The organism is Nitrincola lacisaponensis, from assembly GCF_000691225.1.
In the GTDB taxonomy this organism is placed as follows: Bacteria; Pseudomonadota; Gammaproteobacteria; order Pseudomonadales; family Balneatricaceae; genus Nitrincola; species Nitrincola lacisaponensis.
In genome coordinates, this window is the sequence record NZ_JMSZ01000028.1 from 77309 (window position 1) to 101913 (window position 24605).

Annotated in this window: 17 protein-coding genes; 9 read left to right on the forward strand and 8 right to left on the reverse strand. The window is 52.3% G+C overall.

Features of this window, described 5'->3' with window-relative positions; genetic code table 11:
- Window positions 1-284 precede the first annotated feature (284 nt).
- The 4 genes from ADINL_RS09545 to ADINL_RS09560 are packed head-to-tail and all read left to right on the forward strand — an operon-like array spanning window position 285 to window position 8131.
- Window positions 285-3617, forward strand: coding sequence for a transglutaminase family protein (locus ADINL_RS09545; protein WP_036547047.1), 3333 nt, complete (start codon window positions 285-287; stop codon window positions 3615-3617).
- A complete protein-coding gene (locus tag ADINL_RS09550) occupies window positions 3601-6255 on the forward strand; it encodes a circularly permuted type 2 ATP-grasp protein (RefSeq protein WP_084154462.1) in 2655 nt (884 codons plus the stop codon). The genes ADINL_RS09545 and ADINL_RS09550 overlap by 17 nt, the downstream gene beginning before the upstream one ends.
- 43 nt (window positions 6256-6298) lie before the next feature.
- Window positions 6299-7204 carry a transglutaminase family protein gene (locus tag ADINL_RS09555; RefSeq protein ID WP_036547049.1) on the forward strand — a complete coding sequence of 302 codons (906 nt, stop codon included), beginning with the start codon at window positions 6299-6301 and terminating at the stop codon, window positions 7202-7204.
- Window positions 7205-7222: 18 nt separating this feature from the next.
- Window positions 7223-8131, forward strand: coding sequence for a DMT family transporter (locus tag ADINL_RS09560; protein WP_152547659.1), 909 nt, complete (start codon window positions 7223-7225; stop codon window positions 8129-8131).
- Window position 8132: 1 nt separating this feature from the next.
- On the opposite strand, the gene ADINL_RS09565 is transcribed toward ADINL_RS09560, so the two are convergent.
- The 6 genes from ADINL_RS09565 to ADINL_RS09590 all read right to left on the reverse strand — a co-directional run bounded on the left by ADINL_RS09565 (window position 8133) and on the right by ADINL_RS09590 (window position 14166).
- The gene (locus ADINL_RS09565; protein ID WP_051632697.1) at window positions 8133-10280 is read right to left on the reverse strand and encodes a hypothetical protein; all 2148 of its coding nucleotides are present in this window, start codon (window positions 10278-10280) and stop codon (window positions 8133-8135) included.
- 14 nt (window positions 10281-10294) lie between these two features.
- Window positions 10295-10723 (reverse strand): protein tyrosine phosphatase family protein, encoded by a 429-nt coding sequence (locus tag ADINL_RS09570; RefSeq protein ID WP_084154463.1) that lies wholly within the window; start codon window positions 10721-10723, stop codon window positions 10295-10297.
- 77 nt (window positions 10724-10800) lie between these two features.
- The gene (locus tag ADINL_RS09575; RefSeq protein ID WP_036547057.1) at window positions 10801-11403 is read right to left on the reverse strand and encodes an ABC-type transport auxiliary lipoprotein family protein; all 603 of its coding nucleotides are present in this window, start codon (window positions 11401-11403) and stop codon (window positions 10801-10803) included.
- Complete coding sequence (locus ADINL_RS15975; protein ID WP_051632698.1) at window positions 11400-12299, reverse strand: MlaD family protein; 900 nt, start codon at window positions 12297-12299, stop codon at window positions 11400-11402. The genes ADINL_RS09575 and ADINL_RS15975 overlap by 4 nt, the downstream gene beginning before the upstream one ends.
- Window positions 12296-13078: an ABC transporter ATP-binding protein gene (locus tag ADINL_RS09585; RefSeq protein ID WP_036547061.1), complete on the reverse strand. Its 783-nt coding sequence runs from the start codon at window positions 13076-13078 to the stop codon at window positions 12296-12298. The genes ADINL_RS15975 and ADINL_RS09585 overlap by 4 nt, the downstream gene beginning before the upstream one ends.
- 2 nt (window positions 13079-13080) lie before the next feature.
- Window positions 13081-14166, reverse strand: a complete 1086-nt coding sequence (locus tag ADINL_RS09590; RefSeq protein ID WP_051632699.1) for an MlaE family ABC transporter permease — start codon at window positions 14164-14166, stop codon at window positions 13081-13083.
- 126 nt (window positions 14167-14292) lie between these two features.
- Here ADINL_RS09590 and dacB point away from each other — a divergent pair, with 126 nt between their 5' ends.
- The 5 genes from dacB (at window position 14293) to ADINL_RS09615 (ending at window position 23638) form a co-directional block, all read left to right on the forward strand.
- The gene (dacB, locus tag ADINL_RS09595) at window positions 14293-15744 is read left to right on the forward strand and encodes a D-alanyl-D-alanine carboxypeptidase/D-alanyl-D-alanine endopeptidase (protein WP_084154465.1); all 1452 of its coding nucleotides are present in this window, start codon (window positions 14293-14295) and stop codon (window positions 15742-15744) included.
- 41 nt (window positions 15745-15785) lie between these two features.
- The gene (locus ADINL_RS09600) at window positions 15786-17927 is read left to right on the forward strand and encodes a TonB-dependent receptor plug domain-containing protein (RefSeq protein ID WP_036547064.1); all 2142 of its coding nucleotides are present in this window, start codon (window positions 15786-15788) and stop codon (window positions 17925-17927) included.
- A gap of 40 nt (window positions 17928-17967) precedes the next feature.
- Window positions 17968-20043, forward strand: a complete 2076-nt coding sequence (locus ADINL_RS09605; RefSeq protein ID WP_036547066.1) for a TonB-dependent receptor plug domain-containing protein — start codon at window positions 17968-17970, stop codon at window positions 20041-20043.
- A gap of 68 nt (window positions 20044-20111) precedes the next feature.
- Complete coding sequence (locus tag ADINL_RS09610) at window positions 20112-21017, forward strand: ABC transporter substrate-binding protein (RefSeq protein WP_036547067.1); 906 nt, start codon at window positions 20112-20114, stop codon at window positions 21015-21017.
- The gene (locus ADINL_RS09615; RefSeq protein ID WP_036547069.1) at window positions 21014-23638 is read left to right on the forward strand and encodes an ATP-binding protein; all 2625 of its coding nucleotides are present in this window, start codon (window positions 21014-21016) and stop codon (window positions 23636-23638) included. Before ADINL_RS09610 ends, ADINL_RS09615 begins: the two co-directional genes overlap by 4 nt.
- A 1-nt stretch (window position 23639) precedes the next feature.
- On the opposite strand, the gene ADINL_RS09620 is transcribed toward ADINL_RS09615, so the two are convergent.
- Together ADINL_RS09620 and ADINL_RS09625 are read right to left on the reverse strand one after the other, a co-directional pair.
- Window positions 23640-24014, reverse strand: a complete 375-nt coding sequence (locus tag ADINL_RS09620) for a hypothetical protein (RefSeq protein WP_036547071.1) — start codon at window positions 24012-24014, stop codon at window positions 23640-23642.
- Complete coding sequence (locus ADINL_RS09625) at window positions 24014-24481, reverse strand: DUF2489 domain-containing protein (protein WP_161667745.1); 468 nt, start codon at window positions 24479-24481, stop codon at window positions 24014-24016. Before ADINL_RS09625 ends, ADINL_RS09620 begins: the two co-directional genes overlap by 1 nt.
- Between the last annotated feature and the right edge of the window lie 124 nt (window positions 24482-24605).

Here is a 24605-nt window from a genome sequence, read left to right on the forward strand (position 1 = left end):
GTTTCTTTTGCAATTGCTGTACCAGCTTCTGTAGGCCATACGCCCCAGCCAGCCTTTGCAAGCCGGAGCACGCACCCAAACAGCTCATGTGCACCATTATAGTGCCAAATACGCCCCTCAACTGGGCGCTTTGCCGCATTTCGTCTCACAGTACGAAGGGCGGAAACCTTTACCAATCCCCAGATCCGGTTATTTTTCTGAAAGACTGCCGGGTTGTGGCATATCTGTTGCTGATGAACCATGATAGTTCCAGTTAGCCAATTTGCTCAGCAGGGTATGAGATCATGACGATTCGCGTTGCACTCAAGCACACCACCCGCTACGACTTCGATAAACCGGTACAGGTTTCGCCTCACCTGATTCGCTTACGACCTGCGCCTCACTGCAGAACACCGGTCGATGCCTACTCCCTGAAAGTGTCTGGCGGAGAATACTTTATCAACTGGCAACAGGACCCTTTCGGCAACCATCTGGCCCGCTTGGTGTTCCCGGAGAAAATTAAGCACCTGGAAGTCGCTGTCGAACTCATCGCACCGATGACCGTCATCAACCCGTTTGACTTTTTCCTTGAAGACTATGCTGACAACTTTCCATTCAGCTACCCTGAAGCGCTGCGTAAAGAACTCACACCCTATCTGGAAATTACTGAAAAAGGCCCATTGCTTAAACGCTGGTTGCAAGGCGTGTCCAGAGAGCCCAGAGCGGTTGTCGATTTTCTGGTCGCGCTCAATCAGCAACTGGAACAGGAAATCGAATACACCATTCGCATGGAGCCCGGTGTTCAGACAGCGGAACAAACGCTGGAGAAACGACTGGGCTCCTGCCGGGACTCAGCCTGGCTGCTGGTACAGATTCTGCGCCATCTGGGACTGGCAGCGCGTTTTGTGTCCGGTTACCTGATTCAGCTGACCGCCGATGTCAAAGCACTGGATGGCCCTTCCGGAACAGAAACAGATTTCACTGACCTGCATGCCTGGACCGAAGTTTTTATCCCGGGTGCAGGCTGGATAGGGCTGGACCCGACTTCAGGACTGCTGGCTGGTGAAGGGCACCTGCCGCTGGCCGCCACACCCGACCCATCCAGTGCTGCACCAATCACCGGTGCTACCGAACCTTGTGAGGTCTCGTTTGACTTTTCCATGTCAGTCGAGCGCATCCATGAAGATCCACGTGTTACCAAACCCTACACAGAGGAAGCCTGGGCTGAGATCAATGCACTGGGCGAAAAGGTCGATGCCACGCTGGAAGCAGAAGACCTGCGGCTGACCATGGGAGGTGAGCCAACGTTTGTCTCGATTGATGATATGGACTCACCTGAGTGGACCATCGCTGCTCAGGGACCCAACAAACGCCGTCTGGCCGAAACGCTGATGCGTCGTCTGCGCCCCCACTTTGCTCCGCAAAGCCTGATGCATTACCAGCAGGGCAAGTGGTACCCCGGAGAATCCCTGCCACGCTGGGCGCTGGCCTGTTACTGGCGCCGTGATGGCAAGCCCATGTGGAAGGATGACCGCTGGCTGGCCGATATTTACAAGGACTATCGCGTTGATGTAGAAGACGCCCGGCAGTTTGCGCTGGCACTGACACGACGCCTGAACATTCAGGAAAAGTTCCTGATTCCCTGTTATGAAGATGCCTACTACTATCTGTGGCTGGAGCGCAAGCAACCCGTTGATATCGATCTGAGTAAAGAAGATCTCAAGTCAGATGAAAATCGACGCCGTCTGGCCGCACTGCTGGAGCGCGGCCTGGACGAAATCACCGGTTTTACACTGCCGTTGAGCCGGGATCTGAAACACTCCCGCTGGCACTCCGGAAACTGGTCGGTCAAACGCCGTCAGTTGTATCTGATTCCGGGCGACTCCCCTATGGGCTATCGTCTGCCATTAAGCGAACTGCCCCTGGCTGGCCGTGAAGAACCGCATCAGCCCGCCTCCCTGTTTGAGATCAAGCCCCCTCTGCCGGACCTGCATGGAGAGGTCTCCAGTCGGTACAGCGCCTGGCAGCAACAGCAACCTGCTGCGCAGCTAACAGAAACGGTACCCTCGCAAGGACATCAGGAACAACAGCCATCATCAGATCCACGCGTACTGCATACCGCGCTCTGTGTTGAACCTCGGGAGGGCAAGCTGTTTGTGTTCATGCCTCCACTGGCCGAACTGGAGGATTATCTGGAACTGCTGGTGCATATCGAACACACCGCCGCCCTGCTGGAACTGCCGGTCTGCCTTGAGGGCTACCCGCCTCCGTCTGACACCCGTATTGAAAAGTTTATGATCACACCCGATCCGGGTGTCATCGAAGTGAATATCATGCCGTCGAAAAGCTGGCATGAACTGGTCAACACCACCACACGTCTCTATGAAGAAGCGCGCCTGTCTCGTTTAGGCACCGAAAAATTCATGCTGGATGGCCGCCATACCGGCACCGGTGGTGGTAATCATGTCACCCTGGGAGGCGCAACCCCGGCTGATTCGCCGTTCCTGAGGCGCCCCAGTCTGCTCACCAGCATGATCACTTACTGGCAACATCATCCCAGCCTGTCCTATCTGTTTGCCGGTTTATTTCTGGGCCCGACCAGCCAGGCACCACGGATCGATGAAGCACGCCATGAAGCCCTCTATGAGCTGGAAATTGCGTTACAACAGATGCCCCTGGGTGAAGTACCACAACCCTGGATGGTTGACCGCTTGCTGCGCAACCTGTTGACCGACATCACCGGTAATACCCACCGGGCTGAATTCTGTATTGATAAGCTTTTCTCACCCGACTCTGCCACCGGCCGTCTGGGGCTGCTGGAGCTGCGAGGCTTCGAGATGCCGCCTCATGCACGCATGAGCCTGATGCAGCAGCTGTTGATTCGTGCGTTAGTCGCCCGTTTTACCCGCAGCCCGTATCGTAAAAAGCTGGTTCGCTGGGGAACCCAGTTACATGATCGCTGGATGCTGCCCCACTACCTCTGGCATGACCTGCTGGATGTGCTTGACGATCTGCGCAGCTTTGGTTTCGACTTCAACCCGGAGTGGTTTGAACCCTTCCTGGAGTTCCGCTTCCCTCTTTACGGTGAGGTCATTTACGATCAGGTGCGTCTGGAACTACGTCAGGCCATTGAACCCTGGCATGTGCTCGGTGAAGAAGTCAGCGGCAGTGGTACAGCGCGCTATGTCGACTCCTCGGTAGAGCGTTTGCAAGTCAAGGTCTTTGGTTTCAATCCAGCCCGTCACCTGCTGACCTGCAATGGTCGTCGTGTGCCACTGCAGCCCACCGGCGTCAACTCTGAGGCGGTCGCCGGTGTCCGTTACCGTGCCTGGCAACCACCTTCTGCCCTGCACCCGATGATCCCTGTGCATGCACCGCTGGTGTTTGATCTGATCGATACCTGGAATCAGCGTTCGGTCGGTGGCTGCACCTACCATGTGTCGCATCCGGCCGGACGCAATTATGAAAGTTTCCCGGTCAATGCAAACGAAGCTGAAGCACGTCGTCTGGCACGTTTCTGGGCACAAGGTCACACTCAGGGAAGATGGCAGGTCCCGCCGGAAGCCGTGCCTGGAGAGTATCCCCACACTCTGGATTTGCGTTACAACCACAGCAATCCGGGTGAGACTGAGATATGATGAACGCTTTTACAGCGAATTAACCACAACCATGTACGATTTCAGTCAACTCAACAGTGAAATGCAACGCCGCCTGGAAGCCTATGTCGCCAGCCGACAGGCGCTTGACCCGAAAACACTGGGGTTTGATGAGTTACTGCAGCGTACTGGCCGTATTCGCGCACACTGGCAACTGGTACTGGATGAACTGTCGATCTATGACCGTGAAGGCCTGCGCAGCCGCTGTGAAGAAGCACAAAATCTGCTGCATGAAAACGGGGTTACCTTTAACACCTATGAAGATGACCCGGGAAAACTGCGCTCCTGGCAGCTCGACAGTCTGCCCTATGTGATCAGTACTGAAGAGTGGGATCAACTGGAACAGGGGCTGATGCAACGCTCTCGCCTGCTGGAGGCGATTGCGGAAGACCTCTATGGTCCACGCACCCTGATCAACAGCGGATTACTGCCTGCAGAGTTGATTCACAGTTTCCCCAGCTATCTGTTACCTGCTGTAACAGACCAGCCGGCACGCCGCCCGATGCTGATTTTTCACGGCACCGATCTGATCCGCAATGCCGAAGGGCAGTGGCAAGTGCTCTGCGACTGGACGCAATCACCCTCGGGGACAGGATATGCATTGGAAAACCGCATCACGCTGGCCAGAGCACTCCCGGGACTCTACCGCGAAGCCCCGCTGAAGCGACTGGCAGGTTTCCTGCAGGCCCAGCACCGCGCACTGGCGTCACTGTGCAACAGTCAACGGGAACAGCCCAATATCGTCCTCTTGTCACCTGGCCCTGGCAGCCCTGGCTATTTTGAACATGCCTGGCTGGCTAATTATATGAACTTCTCACTGGTCGAAGGGGCGGATCTGGTGGTGCGCGATGGTCAGGTCTCCATGCGCACACTGGGCGGATTGCGACAGGTAGATGTTATCGTCCGCCAGATCAACGATCCCTGGTGCGATCCGCTGGAACTTCGCGGCGACTCCTTGCTCGGCGTCCCAGGCCTGATGCAGGCCGCCCGGGATGGCGAGGTTGAAATTGCCAATGCCCTGGGAACCGGTATTCTGGAACACCCCGCTCTGGCCGCCTATCTGGAGACCATCTGCCAACGCCTGCTCGGTGAAAGCCTGCTGCTTGATCACCGCGAAACACTCTGGGCTGGCGATGCTGAGCACCTGCCTCGTATTCTGGCGGCGCCGGAGCTATGGATTTTCCGGGATATCACGGAACCCGCCAAACACCTGCGCAGTGAGCGCCTGTCAGCAGCTGAGCAAAGCGCGCTATTGAACCAGTTACAGAAAACACCCTGGCGCTATGTTGCACAAGCCAGACTCCAGGCGGCGACTTCACCTGTCTACAATACCCGTAGTGACAGCTTTGAAGCACGCAACATCAACCTGCGATTATTCAGCCTGATTGAACCTGATCATCTGTTTGTCGCACCCGCTGAGCGCCAGTATCGTATTATGCCGGGTGGACTGGCCTGGGTCGGAGAGCCCGGTACCCTGTTGATGGAAAGCCATACGGTAAAGGATATCTGGGTCATGGCGCCGGTTCCGCAGCCACATATCAGTCTGTTGCGTCAGGCCAATGGCCCGATTGTGGTGACACGTGATGGTACAGACCTGCCCTGTCGCGTGGCTGACAGTCTGTTCTGGATGGGACGCTATGGTGAGCGCCTGGACATCCGCTCACGTCTGTTACGTGAAACCCTTGGGCGCTTCCTTCAGGAAGATCAGTCGGCAGAAGAAAGCGGCATGCTGCCCGACCTGTTTACAGCCCTGGAAATTCAGAGCCCTGATCCTCTGGAGACAGATGACCCCATCGCGGAGACGGATGTTCCATTCAAATACAAACAGCTCTATCTGAACTACCGCAATCGTTTGCTGGAGTTATTTGAGGAGCACCATGCCGATGGCATGCCCTGGTTATTTAACCATTTTCTGCGTAACTGCCGGGCTGTGCGTGATCATCTGGGCGATGATGCCTGGCGTACGGTCAACAGCCTGCGCCAACGCTTCAACGATATGCCACGGACGCAAGGCATCATTGTCGGACAGCGCCAGCTGGAAGGCGTGGTCACAGACCTGGCAGCCTTTTTCGGACTGTGCAACGAAACCATGCCTCATCACTATGGCTGGCGCTTTCTGGATATAGGTCGCTTTATTGAGCGCGTACTCTGCACCCTTGAATTATTGAAACTGGCGTTACTCAGTGCCCGTCAACCCGGCATACCGCTTTGGGAGGTCGTGCTGGCAACCACGGATAACTTTACCGTCTACCGGCGCCGCTACCGTTCCCAGTTGCACCCCAGTGCCATACTGGATCTGTTACTCTTTGACGAGACCAATCCACGCTCAGTCGGCTATATGCTCAAGCGTCTCGAACGTCAGATCCAGCGCTTGCCACAGCTGAGCAGCTCGCCCTATCGCAATCAGGAATCACGACTGGTTATTCAGGCGACCAGCGCCTTGCATCTGGTGGATATCGACCGTTTAAGTGATATTGAACATAGCGCAGATTCGCGTGCAGTATTGGCACAACTGCTGGATCAGTTGATTGCACCACTGTCAGAACTGACCAATGCAATATCTCACAGTCATTTCAGCCATGTGGAAGCGCCTATTCAGCTGGTGACAATGCAATCTTAGGTTTACTATAGGCGCTCATCAGCGAAACACTGACCGGAATTCCATGAAATACCAACTCCGTCATACAACCCGGTATGACTACAGCAGTGATGTCACGCTCAGCCACAACGAAGCCAGACTTCTACCCAGAGATCTGCCCTGGCAGCGAGTCAGTGACACAAGTTTGGTCATTACGCCACAGCCTGTGCGTGTACGTGAACGGCTGGATTTTTTTGGCAACCGGGTCAGCTATTTCAGCATTCAGGAACTGCACTCCAGTCTGGAAGTGACGCTGAACAGCCAGATCACGACCTTGCCCAGACAGTTACCGCCCGCCACACTGGATTTGGCCTGGCAAAACTGTGTGGCACAGATCACCACAGATACACTGGCACCTGTTTCACTGGCCGAAGCACGCCTCATGATGCTGGACTCTGACTTTGTACGCAGCCATACAGATCTGGCAGACTATGCCCGCCAGTCTTTTCGGGAAGACTGCTCACTGGTAGATGCCATTCAGGCCTTCAATCGGCAGATTTTCGAAGAGTTCACCTACGACCCGGAACACACCACCATCGCAACACCGGTGCTGGATGTGCTGAACAGCCGTCGTGGCGTCTGCCAGGATTTTGCACACCTGGCCATCGGCTGCTTACGCTCACTTGGCCTGCCCGCGCGCTATGTCAGTGGTTATATGGAAACCTTGCCTCCACCTGGACAAACCAAGCTGCAAGGAGCTGATGCCACGCATGCCTGGCTGGCCGTGGCCATCCCTGGCTGGGGCTGGCTGGAGATAGATCCGACCAATGGCACCCTGCCTGATGAGCGCTACATTACGCTGGCCTGGGGACGGGATTTTGCAGACGTAACCCCGCTCAAAGGCGTTATGAATGGCGGTGGCAAAGACCAGCTCTCCGTTGCTGTTGATGTAACCCCCTTGACTGACGAACACCTACTGGAACTTTTCTGATTACCTATGACTTCTTCAATGGATTGGCGTGCCCGTCTGGCACTGCTGCTTGCCATGGCAATCTGGGGCAGCTCGTTTATAGCACTGAAGGTGGCAGTCGATACCATCCATCCAATGCAGGTTATTTTTCTGCGTATGCTGATTGGCAGTATCACCTTTTTACTGCTTCTGCCACTCTGGCGACGCGGTTTTAATTACCAAGCCGGAGACTGGAAGTGGCTGGCAGCCATGGTGTTGTTTGAGCCCTGCCTCTACTTCATTTTCGAAAGCCTGGCATTGAAATATACCAGTGCCGGTCAAGCAGGTATGGTCACCAGCATTCTGCCTTTGCTGGTTGCAATAGGTGCCTGGCTAATGCTGAAAGAACGGATTTCAAACCATCAATGGCTCGGCTTTCTGATCGCCTTTGCCGGGGTCGTATGGATGTCCTGGGGCAGTGATATCAGCAGCCACGCACCAAACCCACTGCTGGGAAACAGTCTGGAGCTGATGGCGATGATCTGTGCTGTCGGCTACACCCTGGTGGTAAAAAAGCTGACCGACCGATACAGCCCGCTGTTCCTGACCGCCATTCAGACCCTTTTCGGGGTTATTTTTTTCCTGCCTCTTGCACTGCTGGCACCACTCCCTGAGCAAGTATCCTGGGAGGTCATGGGCTATATCACGTATCTGGGTATTTTCTCTACCCTGGGTGCCTATGGCCTCTACAACTATGCACTCAGCCGGACACATGCCAGTCATGTCGGAGCCTATGTGAACCTGATTCCGGTGTTTACCCTGTTGTTTGCTTTTATATTGCTCAACGAAGTATTAAATACACAACAATGGCTTGCCGTATTACTGGTCTTCACTGGTGTGGCGGTCAGTCAACGCAGTCGTCGCGGGCGCAAGGCGCTGGATCAGATTCCACCCGGTGCGGTCAGCTGAATCAGGCAGGCAGATCTGTCTGGTTATGCCGGTTCAGTGATCGCCAGTGCTGATTTTCATCTGACAGAATGCGCGTCAGTGTCGCAAACAGCTGCCGCAGCTCCTGGGTCTGGCGCCAGCGTTGTGCTTCACTGGTTTCACCTCGTGCAGCCGTGATGTGCTGATAGTCGGTACAAGCATCATCCAGCACACTCAGTTGTCCGGATACCTGACCAGCCAGGGATGACATACGCACCACCTCATTGTGATTCAACAGGCCATGAATGGCGGCCCCCCAGGCCGGGAAAAAGGCGGTGAAGATGAGTATCCAGGAAATTTTCACAAAAAAATGCAGTGTGACTGCCAGAAAAGTAATAAAAAACAACGCAAACGCCAAGCGGTGCAGATACACATGATCACGATGCAGATTGTGATGACTGCGGCGAAAATACTGACGATGCTCATCAATGACCTGCTGCAGATAGCCCGCCATCTCCTGGTTATGTTCAGCCAGGCTATAGTACTGAGCATCCTGACGGCTTTCTGGTAACCCGGTCGCAATCAGCACACGCTGCAGTAACCAGTTCTCAGCACTCAGCAAGCGCGGTTCACGGCGACTTCCTTGAGGACTCCAGAGTGGACGTACAAATGCTTGTGGCAACACCAGCAAAGGATAACCTATGCGCAAATAGCGTAACTGCTCCGCCAGATAGCGATAGCTCATCCAGTGGCCATGCCAGTCACGAAATCGTGCCTGCAACACATATCCGACAATAAAACGCAGCAGTAAAAACTCACTAACCGCCCAGATCATGATCAGGCCTGACACATTCGCAGGCCACAAGCTCAGGGCTCCGGCAACCGCACAAAACACGGCAAAAGCAGCCGCATAGTAAATCATCCAGATACCGTCACGATGACGTCGTCCAAAACAGCTGGCCTGAGCTTCGGCCCAGTTAAATACCTGTGCCAGCTCGGGTTCATGTATAGGATGCTGCTCTGAACGCACAGGCATCACCTGATGGTACCCCCGCGGGGCACCCGGAGGCCGCAAGGCCGCGCGAAGATCCGCAGGGTTCAACTTGGCAATGGCGGAACAGAACAGATGCAAACGGGCAATAATACGTTCACGTCGACTCAGAACATCCTGCTTATGACTGAGAATCTCCAGTAAACGCGAGGCCTGAGAGCGCTCAGGAGGGTCAAGCATCACCCTGAACCACTCGCCAGCACCCGATAACCAGCTACCGAGTCCCGGAGGACGAGGTGCACGGCCAGCCAATACTAAAAAGAGTAGCCAGCGGTATAAAAAGCTTAGCAATGAAGGCTGTTGAGCAATCCGGGTTAAACGCTGACTTTCAGCAGTCTGGGTATTCAAGGCGGGCATGAAAGGCAATAACAGTAACGAAGTCCACTCCTGCAACGCTACCGTCAGTTGCGTTTCCTGCTCGATCAGCGAAAAATAGGCCAATAACGATTCGGTGTCACTGCTCAGGGCTTCCAGCTCCAGCAACCGGGCATCGGTGAGCGCAGAGGGCCTGTTCAACAACACCTGCGGCGTATCCTGATCAGCCAGTAAACGCAGCAGCAACACCGGCTTTCGGCGCAGCAAGGCTGTACGGATCATCCGGGCAGTGCCACTGGTAACAATCAGCGGCTCGCGGGTATCCCATACCGCCACTAACAGATCTGCGAAACTCAGGGCCAGCTCATCCCGTAATGAGTGATCATCCTGAGACAGCGGCTGATCAGCCGCAGGGGCATGCATGCCGATCACTAAACGCCGCTCTGCAGGAAACCTGTCAACCTGCGTCTGTTCCTGAGCACTGATGTATGAGAGTTGATAACCGCAGCTGGACGCCAAGCTGGCCGCTAACTGGTCAACACCGCTGGCTTCGCCTGTCAGCAGACGAAACACTGGCGGTCTCTTTGAATAGAGTGCAGCCCCCTGCATAAAGGCCTGCTCTGCAGCCTGATGTACCTGACCCAGCAAACCCTGCAGGCACTGCGTCAGGCACTGCTGTTTATCGGAACAGGGCCCGAAACCATTACGCGTCAGTCGCTGTTGTCGATGCCCGGCTACCAGAATACTGAAGACCGGGTTGAGTTGAGGGCTCTGTGTTTCAGACTGGCCAGACACAGAGCCTGCAGCAGAAGGTTGCGAAGGCAAACCTGACCTCCAGCTTAGCCCGTCAGGCGTTTGAAAAAGTCCGGCATATCATAACCTGCGTGCTGTAAGTGCTGTACCAGCTGTGCTCCAGATTGCTGCGTACGCTGACTGAGTGCCCAAAGCATGCCACAACGTGCACCTGAGCGACAAAAAGCCACTACAGGCGTTGCTGCACTTGCCAATATTGCAGCAAACTCATCGCCCTGCTGATCTTCAACCTGTCCGGATATCACTGGCTGGTAATACCATTGCATGCCCAACTGCTCCGCCACTGCCTGCAGGCTGGCAGTCGAAGGCTGCCCTGGCTCTTCCTGATCAGGCCGATTGCAGATCAGGCTTTTCACCCCCGCTGCTGCCAACGCTTCTATATCACTGGCAGTCAGTTGGCCACAAGCACTCAGGGTTTCCGTCAATTGTCGCATGGGCGGTAGCGTGTGAGACATTCAGTACTCCTTGGTGATCAATATATCAAGCCTAGGCGATTATCTCGCCCCTGTCAGATTAGCGTTGCACATACAGATTAGCGTTGCACATAGGGCAACAGGCGTTCATTCAACTCTGTCAGCCATTTCTGTAGCCAGATCTGCCCAGCCGCGGCGAGCCCCTGCGGGCTGACTTCAGGCAGTGCTTCAGATTGTTGCCACTGCCAGCTGACCAGCGGCTGGCCATCCGCACGAATCAGATCTGCATGTATCACCACCAGCAGACGCTGTGATGTTTGATCCAGATGCCACTGATGCAGATGGATGCGCAAACGGAAATCTCCGCTGACACCCGGCTGATCTACCAGCACATTCACACCGGACAGATTCGCACTGAAGTATTCCGAAGCCAGACGCTCAATCTGTAATGGCAGCGGCTCAGTCCAGATATGATCCCGGAAAGGTGTCAACTGGTGCTCTCCCGTCTGATACCAGAGCGCACGGCTGTTCAGGGCGGTGGTGGCTTGAGGTGTTTCCAGAATCAAGGTGCCCCGGTCAGTGGACCACACTGTTTCAGAACTGCGATCAATCCCTGGTACAGACATCAACTGTAGCTGAACAGGTGCAGGGCCGGCTTCAGGCAACACACCACAACCAACCAGTCCTGCACACACCAACACAAGTATTGCGCGCTTTATCATCGTGTTTCTCCTGGCCCGGGAGGAAGCTCACCGGTACCTTTAATCAATATATCACCCTGACGCGTTAACATTTCACTCAATGTCCGGGTCTCCCGGATCAGGGGTGCCAGCTCACGCGCCAACACCTGGCTGTCTCTGGACATGGCTGTCAGCTGCTGATTGGTTCGCTCCAGATTCTCTGCCAGCAATTGCCGGAAGGCTGCCATCTCATCCGGGAACCCCTGGCTCTGCTGGGTCAGTGAATCCGCCAGTGTGGTCATGGAGTGAGCCAGTGTCGTCCAGGCATCCAGGTCAACTTTTTCCAGCTGTCGTTCCGCCGTTTGTGACAAACTGACCAGCGACTGGATCATACTGTCCAGCTGTGTACGCATACGCTCATCACTCAGTGCACTGAGATGATTGGTCAGCTGTGACAGATTTTCTGACAGCTGATTGAAGCGATTCAGCGTTTCATTCATCGCTTCGGTGATCTGCAGCAGCCGGGAAGGACGACTCCGAATTACCGCTGGCTCTGACGATGATGTTTCCAAACGTGATGATTCAGGGTCACCGCTGCTGATTTCAATAAACAGTAATCCGGTAATACCCTGGTTCTGCAAGCTGGCAATGGAGCTTTCCCGTATCGGCACATCCGGATCAATACGCAGATCCAGACGAACACGTCCTTCGCGCTCCTGATCCAGTGAGATGCGCTCCACCACGCCCACAGGCACACCCAGAAAACGCACACTGGCACGCTCGTTCAGCCCCGCAACAGACTCTTCAAAATAGGTGACATAGGATAACCGCTGAGTTTGGCGATCATCACGTGTCATCAGCGCCAGCATCGCCAGCCCCACACCGATCAGCAGGATCACAAAGGCCCCCACCCAGGTATAGTTGATCCTCGGGTTCATACCATCTGCTCCTGTCGTATCGCACGTCGTGCGCGATCATTGGCAAAATAGGTTTTAATCACAGGATGTTCATTCCTCACCATCTGTTGTATGGGTTGCTTCACCAATACCCGACGCTCTCCCAAAAACGCTACCTGATCGGTAACTGTCCAGATAGAGTCCAGATCATGGGTCACCAGAATCAGGGTTAAATTCAATGCCGCATGCAATTCCAGCAGCATCTGATCAAACGCTGCAGCCCCAGCCGGGTCCAGACCTGCCGTCGGTTCATCCAGCAACAGCAATGGCGGATCCAGCGCCAGCGCTCGGGCAACAGCGGCACGTTTCAGCATCCCGCCACTGAGTGACTGAGGATACAAATGTGCCGCATGATCAGGCAAGCCGGTGAGCCGCAGTTTCAACATGGCCAGCTCTTGCAGTACGGAAGCCGAGAGCCGCTGGTGCTCCTGAATAGGCAACATGATATTCTCCAGCACTGTCAGGCTGGAAAACAAGGCCCCTTGTTGAAACATCATACCGATACGCTGTCGCTGCGCGGTCAGCTGTCGTCCGGTTAACTGTGTAATGGGCTGCCCAAACAGGCAAATTTCACCGGCATCAGGCTCCCGTAGCATGGCAATCTCCGACAGCAACACCGATTTCCCGGTACCACTGCCGCCCACCAGCGCGACCCGCTCACCTTCATAGATCGTCAGATCCAGCTGCTCATGTACGACATGCTGACCAAATCGTGTTGCCAGCTGCTGCAACTCAACCACTGTACGTTGCGCTACTGTCATTGTTACCATCCCAACTGCGCAAACAAAATCGAAAATAACGCGTCCACGATGATCACCAGAAAGATACTCTGTACTACACTGCGCGTCGTGCGATGCCCTACAGCTTCTGCACCACCTTTCGCCAGCATACCCTGCATACAGCCAACATTGACAATCAGCAAGGCAAATACTGGCGCCTTGATCAGGCCGACCCAGAAGTGGATCGGGTCCACAACAGCGCCAAATCGCTGCACAAATTCTACCGGACTCAAATCCAGCTGAATCGAAGCCACCAGCATACCGCCACCGATGCCAGTCAGCATCGATAAAACTGTCAATAACGGCATCACCAGCATCAACCCCAGCAGCTTAGGCAACACCAGCCAGGCAAAAGGGTCCTGCCCCAGGCTTTTCAGTGCCAGGACCTCCTGATTCATTTGCATGGTCGCCAGCTGTGCTGCGTACGCAGAACCGGACCGCCCTGCGACAATAATGGCACAAATCAACGGCGCTAATTCCCGCAGCATGATCAACGAAATCAATTCGACAACAAAAATATTGGCACCATAAGTTGCCAACTGTAACCCGCCTTGAAATGCAATCACCGCTCCCAGCAAAAAGGCCAGCAGCGCAATAATTGGCACCGCATGCAAACCATCGCGCTGCAGTACATCGAGCAACATTTTAATCTTCAGCTGACGTGGATGGCGCACCAGACTGACCAGCAGAACCGATAACTGTCCGGCAAAATCCAGTAGCTCTTTGGCATGTCGGGTCAGATGGAAAACCTGACGTCCCAGTTCAGCCACGGCACCGAGACGCGGTTGGCTTTCGGGCACGGCCACAGCACGTGATCGAACCAGATCCAGCAAACCATATTGCTCTGTGGTCAGGCCTTCCGGCCAGTCCTTGGGGTCAGAGCCTATAATCTGTAACAACAGCAACGCACCATTGGTATCCAGACGACCAATATCCACTAGCTGTACCACACGTCGCCCACCACTGGCCAGAACCTGCTGCTGCTTCAAGAAAGCTGTAGTCCAGTCACCACTGATCTGAACACTGTCACCTGACCCGAATATTCGGGGAGCCTGTAACCTTTCACTCATGTTAAAACTCCATGCTACTGGCACCATGGTAGCAGAACATTTTACTTCAGCGTATCGACATCTGATGCTTGTGTCTGGCGTTGGCTTTGGGATAATGCCATCAGCGTATCTAACCGGAGAACTCTGATGCTTGCGCCACGTTTCAATACTCTGTCACGTATCACTCAACAACTACTCGTGTGCCTGGCCTGTGTAGCCAGCCCGGCCGCTATGGCGCAGTTACCGGACAGTCTCAGGCAGACCATTAATGCCCAATCCTTGCCTGCCGATTCGATGGGTATCTGGGTACAGTCGACTGACAGCTCGACGCCCCTGGTCGCACACAATGCAGACAGACTGTTCAATCCGGCATCCACCATCAAGCTGGCCACAACACTGGCTGCTTTGCTGGAGCTAGGACCTGCTTATACCTGGCGTACCGACTTTCGCTCCAATGTACCCGTTGAGAACGGTGTCCTGCGCGGTGATCTGATTATCCGGGGCACAGGTGATCCAGGTGCAGTCAGCGAGGAGCACTGGCGTATGCTGAGAGACCTGCAACGCATGACCGGGCTGAAGCGCATTGAAGGCAATGTGATTCTGGATGCCGGTTACTTTATGCTGCCGCCAGGTGATCCCGGTGAGTTTGATGGCCAGCCCTATCGTGCCTATAACCAGCTCCCCTATGCATTGCATGTCAATTCCAACGCCATACGTTTTCATATCATCCCGGATACCAACGGAATACGGATTGAGGCTGAGCCACCTTTACCAGGACTCACGCTGGTCAACCGCTTAACTGCCGGCAGCGGCAATTGTGATGCATGGCAGCGCGGCATTCGCTATGAAGTGGATCATCAACAGGTGACATTCAGCGGCAGCTACCCGGTTAACTGCGGCACCTATGAGCTCCTTCGCACAGCTGTTGCGGCAGATGTTAACGCTGCAGAGCTGTTCAAGCTGCATTGGGCCCAGTGGGGCGGTGAGCTGACCGGAGACGTGCTCAGTCACCAGGGATCACCACTCAGCTACAACCATACACTCATGGTACATCATTCCAGACCACTGGCTGACCTGATACGCGTTGCCAACAAGTGGAGTCATAATGTCATGACTCGCCATATGGCACTGACACTCGGCGCTCAACGCATGGGAGAACCGGCCACACTTGAAAAAGCACGTGTGTCACTGATTGACGTGCTGTCGACAGCTGGTGTGGATACACAGGGTATGTTTATCGACAATGGTTCCGGGCTGAGTCGGGTTGCCCGTATTTCGCCCAGACAACTGGGGCAGATTCTGCAGGTCGGCTGGGAGAGCCCCAGACGCCCTGAATTTGTCTCCTCGCTGTCAATTTCCGGCATCGACGGGACCACCCGTCGACAGTATCGGAATGAAGCCCGCACCGGACAAATGCACCTGAAAACAGGTTTATTAAATCAGGTCTCCGCTATCAGCGGATATGTGCGTAATCAGTGTAATGAAGATATGATGGTTGTACTGTTGGTCAACCACCCGGAGGCGCATCTGGGTCATGGAACGCGTATGCAACAGACACTCCTGGACTGGGTGTATACTACCGGGAACTGTCCCCGGTAATCTGACATAATAGACAGAGACTCAACAGGTAAGCAGCATCAATGCAAAAGCGATACATCCACTCAACGTTACTGACCTGCCTGACAGGCCTTTTCGGTATGACCAGCGTCAGTGTGGCGGCATCGCAACTGGATGAAAGCGCCTTTTTGATTGATATCCCGATTGTGACGTCAGCAACACGCCTGTCACAACAGCAAAGCGACGCACCGGTTGCCATGACGGTGATAGATCGAGCCACTATCGCCGCCTCCGGTGCCCAGACAGTCCCCGACCTGTTCCGCCTGGTGCCCGGTTTCCAGGTTGCACATGTTAATACCAACAAATACGCGGTGACCTATCATGGTCACAGTGATGACTTCCCGCGTCGACTGGAAGTCATGATTGATGGGCGCTCAGTGTATATGCCATTAATTTCATCCCCGGATTGGACCTCATTAGGGCTGCATCTGGATGATATAGAGCGGATCGAAGTTGTTCGCGGCTCAAACACTGCAACACATGGTTCAAATGCTTTTATGGGTGCTATCAATATTATTACCCGGCATCCCTCAACTGAAGCCAGAGCCAGTGGTTCAATTACACTTGGATCATTGAATACACAGAACAGCAACTTACGCTTCAGCGGACATAATTCGATCGGGCACTACAGACTCTCAGGCGGTTACGAAGAAAACACAGGCAGCCAGCGTTTTGGTGATGGTGCCAGACGTAACTATTTAAATTTCAGTGGGAGCTTTGCACCAACTATCAGGGATCAGATCGAAATCTGGGCTGGTGTTGATCGTGGACATACTACGGGCGGCTCTTTGAAAATGAACGAGAATCAAACATTAAACAATATTGTAACGATGCGGCGAGACTATCGTTCAGATTTTCAGCATCTATCTTGGAATCGCATACTAGATACCAACCTTTCATTGGAATTAAAGGGTTACAGAAACGCACTTGACCTCGCTGAGCAGCAACCTAGTATAGATGACATTTTGAGAGCTGAGCTGAATAATGATGTGTATTTATTCTGGAAAAACAATCCAGGAATATTTAATAACTGTGCAATATTACCTGTAAACCTGATTGCAACATGTAACCAGTATAATCGTTATTTGAACGCATTTAACAGCACTCCAGCTTTGAGACTATTAAATGAAAATGGTTCAACAACGCAAGAAGATATACAGGTATCATTAACTCACCAAGAAAGTTGGATATCTACCTCATCTGGAATAGGATACCGGCGTGACTCCGGCAGTGGCCGAACACTCTTTGACCAAGGAGACATTAGCTCTTCACGTTATAGGGCATTTGTAAATGCTGCAGTAACCCCCAGTCCAGCCTATACCTTGAACATAGGCACCATGTATGAAAAAGAAGACTCTGGCCCCTCTGCTATTTCCGCCAGAGCAGGGCTGAACATACATCTAACCCCCGATCTTAGCTTAAGACTAGGCCTCAGCCAAAGCGAGCGGCTACCATCCCTACATGAACGCTATGGTGAGTCAACCATCTATTATAATGGTGATGGAAATGAGATTTTTAATGCATTTCGTCGTCCCAACCCTGACCTGAAACCCGAACGAGTAGTAAGTCATGAATTTGGTGCCCTATATAGATTTTCTACAATACCCGGAACACTTGACTTAAGGTTATTTAAAGAGGATGTATCTCGAGGGATTGAAACTTATAGAGCAACATTTCCAGAAACACAAGAAAATGGCAGTTCAACAACCCATGTCAGCAAAAATCTTTCCAGCTGGACGAGTCAGGGAGCGGAAGTACAGTTAAAACTACAACCTAGGAATGACCTGTGGATGCTATTGAATTACGCCTATATTAATAGCACCAAACCTCCTTACTTCAATGGCAATCAATGGACAAGCCGTACTGATGCTCTCGCACCTCGCCACAGCGCATCGGCGCTAGTGAGCTGGCACCCCCGACCCGATCTTCAGCTCAGTGCCAGCCACTATTTCGTGGATCGCTTTCATTGGTTTGAAGGTGATACACGTGATGCATACAACCGTACTGATTTACGTATTGCCAAGCTCTGGACACCAAACATGCAGACTCAGGCTGAGCTGTCACTCACCCTGCAAAATGCATTGGGCCCAACCTATCAGGAGTTCTATGACTACCATGATTTTGAGCGTCGTGTTTTTATGCAGTTTCGTTTAAAATACCACTAATTTTATGTAAGCTAATGGACCTGACTGTGGATGGAGCCGCATGCTGTATTCTTCATTTTTAAAACAGAACACTTCAAGCTGCTTGAAACGTGCCACAGCGGTGACTGTTCTGCCGGGTATGCTGACACTTTCCCTGTCTTTATCTGCTGATACCCTTTTTCTGAAAGAAACCGATCTGCTGAGCGATCTGCCTGTCGTCACCTCAGCCAGCCGGTTGAAACAGAATCAACACACCTCACCTGCATCCGTCACTATTCTCGACCGCGAAACCATCTCAGCCTCAGGTGCCCAGACACTGCCCGACCTCCTTGCTCTGGTCCCTGGATTTCAACTGTTCCAGATCAACAGCAACCGACAGGGTGTAAACTATCATGGTGTAAATGATGAGTTTCCAAACCAGCTCGATATTATGGTGAATGGACGCTCTGTCTACCTACCGCTGCTGTCCACCGTTCTCTGGCACACGCTGGGCATTCATCCGGAAGATATTGAGCGGGTTGAGGTCGTTCGAGGCTCGAACGCCGCTACACATGGTTCCAATGCATTTCTGGGTGCCGTAAATTTCATTACCCGTCACTCTGCCGCCGATGCCGATTGGCGCGTCAGCGGCACCTTCGGCTCCATGAACAGCCAGAATGGCTATGCAAGCCATAGCGGTCAACTCGATGGGCTGTTATATCGAGTCAGTGTCGCCAGTGAGTCCAATGATGGTAGTAACCGCTTCCACGATGCGACCCGACGCCACTATCTGAATGCTGAGTTCAACTGGTCACCCAGTCTTCATGATAATCTGACGTTGCAGCTCGGATATGATAAAGGTATGTCGCATATTGGATATTTATTCGATTACCGAGGCTTCCCTGAGGGAGAGCATTATATCAGTCAGCAGGATTACCAAGCTTACCATCAACAACTCACTTGGACCCGGTGGCTGAATAATGACACACAATTACATGCCCACCTTTATCGCAATGCACTTAGGTTGGATGAAACACCTCCAAGCCCATCCGACATCCAGCGGTTTTATCAGCTTGATGATGAAAATCTAGCGTCTTTATTCCTGTCAATGAACCCTGGTTTTCGAGGTTATCGAGAGCATGGGCGAACCCATGTTATAGATGCAGAAATAGCACTGGAACATCGTAGAGGTTCTACTCGGAGTTATACCGGCATGGGGATACGACGAGATAAAGCATCCAGCCCGGTATTATTACAGAGTAGTAATATTGAAAGTGAACGTCTGAGACTTTTTCACAGCAGTATGATTGAGTTTAACCCAAAGCTACGGATCAATCTTGGGCTGATGCATGAACATCAATCCGCTACATTACATGGGACATCCGGCCGTATCGCTCTGAATCATCAAATAACACCTCAGACCAGCTTACGAATAGGCTATAGTCACAGTGAACGACTCCCATCCATACTTGAAAAAAACGGGAACTACAGCACCCTGCGTCCTGACAATACTATCAATCAGGTCGATCTGAGTAATCCTGCATTACAAGCTGAGCATGTCCAAAGCTGGGAGCTGGGTATGCACCACCAGTTTACTCATCTGGAGGGCTTTATTGATATTCGTGCTTTTCACGAAGAAGTCTCTGATGCAATTGTTAATGTAATGGTTAATATTGACGACAATGATCGAGCTGGCCAAAAGCAGAATGCTGGCTATTGGCGTAATCAAGGTATTGAAGCTCAACTTAAGCTACAGCCTGTTAACCATTTCTGGATGCTTTTCAACTATAGTTACCTTGATAACCAGGTCGGAAACTGGAGTCAGGGGCTGGCAAGCTTTTTTGACGGAGGGCAACTCGCCCCCAGACATACCCTGTCGGCACTTGCCAACTGGCAGCTATTACCTGACCTGAACCTGAGCACAAGTTACTATGCCATGGACAGTGTGCGCTGGCGACGCAGTTACGGCACATTGGCGCCGCAACCTCGCTTCCAGCGTATAGACCTGAAGCTGGCGAAAAGCTGGAGCGGACCTGGCCACCAGTTGGAATTGGCGGCGGTCGTGCAAAATGCGTTGCACAAGTCTTATCAAACCTTTTATCAGGACCATCGGTTTGATCGCAGAACACTGGTACAGCTCAAACTGACAATGGATTAATGGCAGACAGGATGTGTAGTACGGAAGGATTCAAATCACACAGACGTGACAGTCTCGCATATCACTGCATGCGAGTGATACTGTCAATATTACTCTGGCTGCCAATCTCGGCGCAGGCGGAGAGCATCATCATTCTGCTGAGTGATACACAGCAAATCTACCGCGACATGGCGGCAGTAATTGAACCCGGACATCCGCAACAAACACGCACTGTTTTGCTGGATGAGTTTATTCAGTCTGGCATGGACTCAAATGCACACACCCTGGTTGCTATCGGTACCCGCGCCTGTGAATCTGGCATTCAGTTCAATCCGGCTCAATACAGGGTTATTTGTACCTTCCTGCCCTCTCAAACCTTTGAACAGCTCGTAACTCACCATATTGATGCGATCATAAATCAGCAGTCCGTCACTGCCGTTTTTATGGATCAACCACTGCAACGCCAGATCGATCTGGCACGATTAATTGCGCCAAATGCCCGCACACTGGGTACTGTTTTTGGAAACACCTCAGTCTACCAACAAGAAGCATTTGAACGCCTGGCTCATACAGCAGGCTTCGCGCCCCAACATGCGTTTCTGGATGAACGCCAGAATCCGGTACAGATTTTGACCCCTTTAATCCAGCGCAGTGATATCTTTTTATCCTTACCGGATAGTGCCAGCTTTAATCGTAACGTGACGCGCTGGAGCCTGTACATCACGTTGCGAAACCGGGTGCCGTTAATCGGTTTTTCTGCCAGTTACGCAGAGGCCGGAGCTGTGGTATCACTCTACTCAACTGTGCAGCAACTGGCAGAACAAACCAATGAGGTCATTCGTATTGTTGAACAGGGAGGCGAGTTGCCTGCACCAGCCTACCCCAGTGCATTCACCATCAATATCAACCGCTCAGCAGCGCGCACACTGCGAATGGAATTGCCTGAAAGTGAGACCCTGGCCCAGCAGCTGAAACAGCGCGGAGACGGACAATGAAAGCGATACTTAAGAGTGATATTCGCCAACGTGTCCTGTTTCTATCCTTGATTCCCATGCTCGCTATTACCTGCATATTGGGGTTCTTCTTTACCTATACCCAATTACAAAACGCACGTTCAGGGATGATCGAGAAGGGGCAGGAATTAAGTGAACTTCTGGCCGCCGCTGCAGAGTTCGGCATTCTCAGTAACAACCCCGCTGAACTGCAACCCCTAAGTCAACAGCTCATGCAAAACCCGTTGGTGGTTGATGTGCTCTTTATGGATCAAGAGATGCATATTATTCACCGCGAGAGCCAGTTTGAACTGGCATTGAGCTTTCCACCCGATTCTGTGGCTCTGGCAGATAAACACTGGTATTTCAGCCACCCGGTATCACTGGCTCCCATTCGTACTGCCACTGTACCGGAGCTGTTTGCCGAGCAGAGTTCTGTCGAAGTCATGGGGTGGGTCACACTGGTATTCTCCGATGACCCGATACAGCAACAGCAGCTGATCATTATTCGCAACAGCCTGATTATTATCTTCAGCGGCTTTTTACTGACATTTTCTATCTCGAGCTTCTTTGGACGTAAGATCAGCCAGCCGGTAAAACAGCTCTCCAGCATTATTACTCAGCTCAGACGCGGTAATTTGGGTGTTCGGGCAAGCCAGTCACAAACTGAAGAGTTTAATCAGCTTGCCGAGGGAATTAATGAGCTGGCCAAGTCACTGGAGCAATCCAATCGACACATGGAAACCCGTATCACGCAGGCGACCCAGGCATTATCCGTCAGTCTTCAGGAACTGGAACGCAAGAATCTCCAGTTGATGCGCGCACATGAAAAAGCAGACTCGGCCAACCGGGCCAAAGATGCTTTTCTCGCGAGGATGAGCCATGAGCTCAGAACACCACTCACATCCGTTATTGGCTTCACCCGCATGATTCAGGAGGGTAGCTCTGAGCAGGAGCGCAGCCATTATCTCAATATCATCGATCATACCTCGCAAATGCTACTCACCTTGATTGATGACTTGCTGGACTTTACCCGTCTGGAGTCTGACGCGCTGGAGCTGGAAAATATCGAGTTTCATCCTGAACAGCTTTTTCACCAGGCTTTGGAGATGCAGGCACCCGCAGCACATACCAAAGGGTTGGAACTGATTTTCAGCGGCGCCTGCAACCTGCCTGTGCATTTTTCAGGCGACCCCACGCGTATACGGCAAATTATTACCAATCTGATTGGCAATGCCATCAAGTTTACTGAAACCGGCTATATACAGTTACACACAGACTATCAGCAAAGTAACCAGCTGCTGACACTCTGTATCAGTGATACAGGCATAGGTATTTCGCCGGAGTATCAGAGCAAAATGTTTGAGTCATTTACACAGGCAGATAACAGCATCAGCCGCAAATATGGTGGATCAGGACTGGGCCTGGCAATCGTATATCGCCTGGTGAAACTGATGAATGGCGATATACAGGTTGAAAGCGAACTGGGCAAAGGTACACGCTTTACTCTGGAAATCCCCCTTAAGTCCGATAATGAACCTGTCAGTCTGGGCCTGATTGATGATTTCAGTATCAAAACAACCCGTTCAGATTTTTCCGTGCTGGTAATTGAGAAGAATTCACCTTCACGCCGCAATCTACTGCAACTGTTTGAGTACTATGGTTATCGCTGCAAAGTCACAGAGCGCCATGAAGATGCCCTCGCCAACGAAGACAATTTCAGCCATATACTACTCAGCCATCCGGCCTCTGAACCCGATGCAGAACTGTTGCAACGCCAGACAGAATCGCTTAGACAACGCTTCCCGGGTGCAAAACTGCTGTTGCTGCTACCGGCTACAATACGACGTGACTCCCTGCAAAGCATAAAAGCACAGATGCTGACCAAACCCGTATCGCCAACACAGATTTTGACGGCACTGGAAAACCCCAGACAATATGAGCATGGCCGTGATTATGCCAACTATCAGCTGCAGGAACTGGAAATTCTGATCGCGGAAGACAATGACTATAACCGCCTGCTGATCAAACGCATTCTGAAGCAAGCCGGTATTCAAAGTCGCGAGGTCACGACTGGAGAGCAAGCCATTCAGGCAGTAAACAGCAAGATGCCGGATATTGTGCTCATGGATATCAACATGCCCGATATGGATGGCATTGAGGCATCAAGGCAGATCCTGGCACAGCACCCTGATACCCACATCATTGCCTTGACCGCAAACATCTCCTCACGCGAGCAACAGCTACTAAACCAACTGGGTATTAACAAAATATTAATCAAGCCACTGAATATAGAAAAGCTCTATGCCCTGCTGAGCACACTCGATGTCAAAAAGGCCAATATGCAAAACCCGCCTGCAGATCCTCTATGGCAGAAGCAGGAGTTCGAACATGAAATTAACCGTCAGCTAAACGAGATACAATCGCACATCTATGCCAAAGACTATGCCAGCATTGGCCGTAACGCACATCAGTTACATGGTTTTGCAGGTCTGTTTGAGCACCCGGAAATAGAGATGATTGCACACCAGCTAGGTAAGGCGGTGATCAGTAAAGATATTCGCAAAATATGGAATGCTTACAACCAGCTGGCCAGAGTCGTACAGGGGATGAAACGGTTATAGGTTAAAACTCGCGTGTGACAGGCGCTTCCGCGATAAGCTTCTCAAGACGCTCAATCACTGCAACCAAACGCTGCCGGGACTCTCGGTCATAAATATAGCCATTGATGCCTTCCCGCGCAGGCTTATGACCATCTGTGCCTTCATGCAAGGCGACCAACCAGCGACGGATGGCTTCCAGTTCAGGATCATGACTGATCGGATAGCCTATCAGCATATCCCAGGCCTGAGGGCTGGTAGTGCGTGTTTCAATACCCTTTATCAAATCAAGAACATACTGGCGGTCAGGTCGATAACTGGGTGACTTGCCAAATGCCATGGCAACACCGATCAACAGCAAGAACACGGCACTGACAATAAAGACGATCAAAAACTCCATCAATGTAACCGCTGTTCAAAAGGATAATCCTGTAAACACCGAGCAGCAGCCTGTATCGCCTCTCGATATTCGTTTTCCAGGTCATCAATTTCCTGCTGAAAGACTTTACGCTGAGCGGCAGGTAAACGCTTCCAGGCAGCCAGTGTGGGTATATGCTCGGTTTTGCGATACATGGTCTCAATAACCTGCAACTCTGCCTGATGATGCAGCTGGGGTGACAGGTTATCAATCATGACCTTGATACGAATACAGCCCTCTGCAAGCGGGCACTGACCCTCCAGAATACCCCGAGAGAGGATTCTGATACTGTCTATCAGATAGTCTCGTTGCTGTTGAGCAGACGCGGCATAGGCCTCCTGCGCAGCCTGAGCGTTCTTGCGCTGCTGTTGCAATCGCTTTAGCAACACCCACACATAGACTGCCAGTCCAATCGTTAACAGGCTGAACAGTGCGATCAATGAATACATCAAGGTATCCGACATAAACCAACCTTAGTATCAAATGAATATCTGCTGTATTTTATCTGCTATACGAAAGAACTGCGAACCTGCAGCGGTGGAGAGAGTTTTTTGCATAAAAAAAGGGGTTACC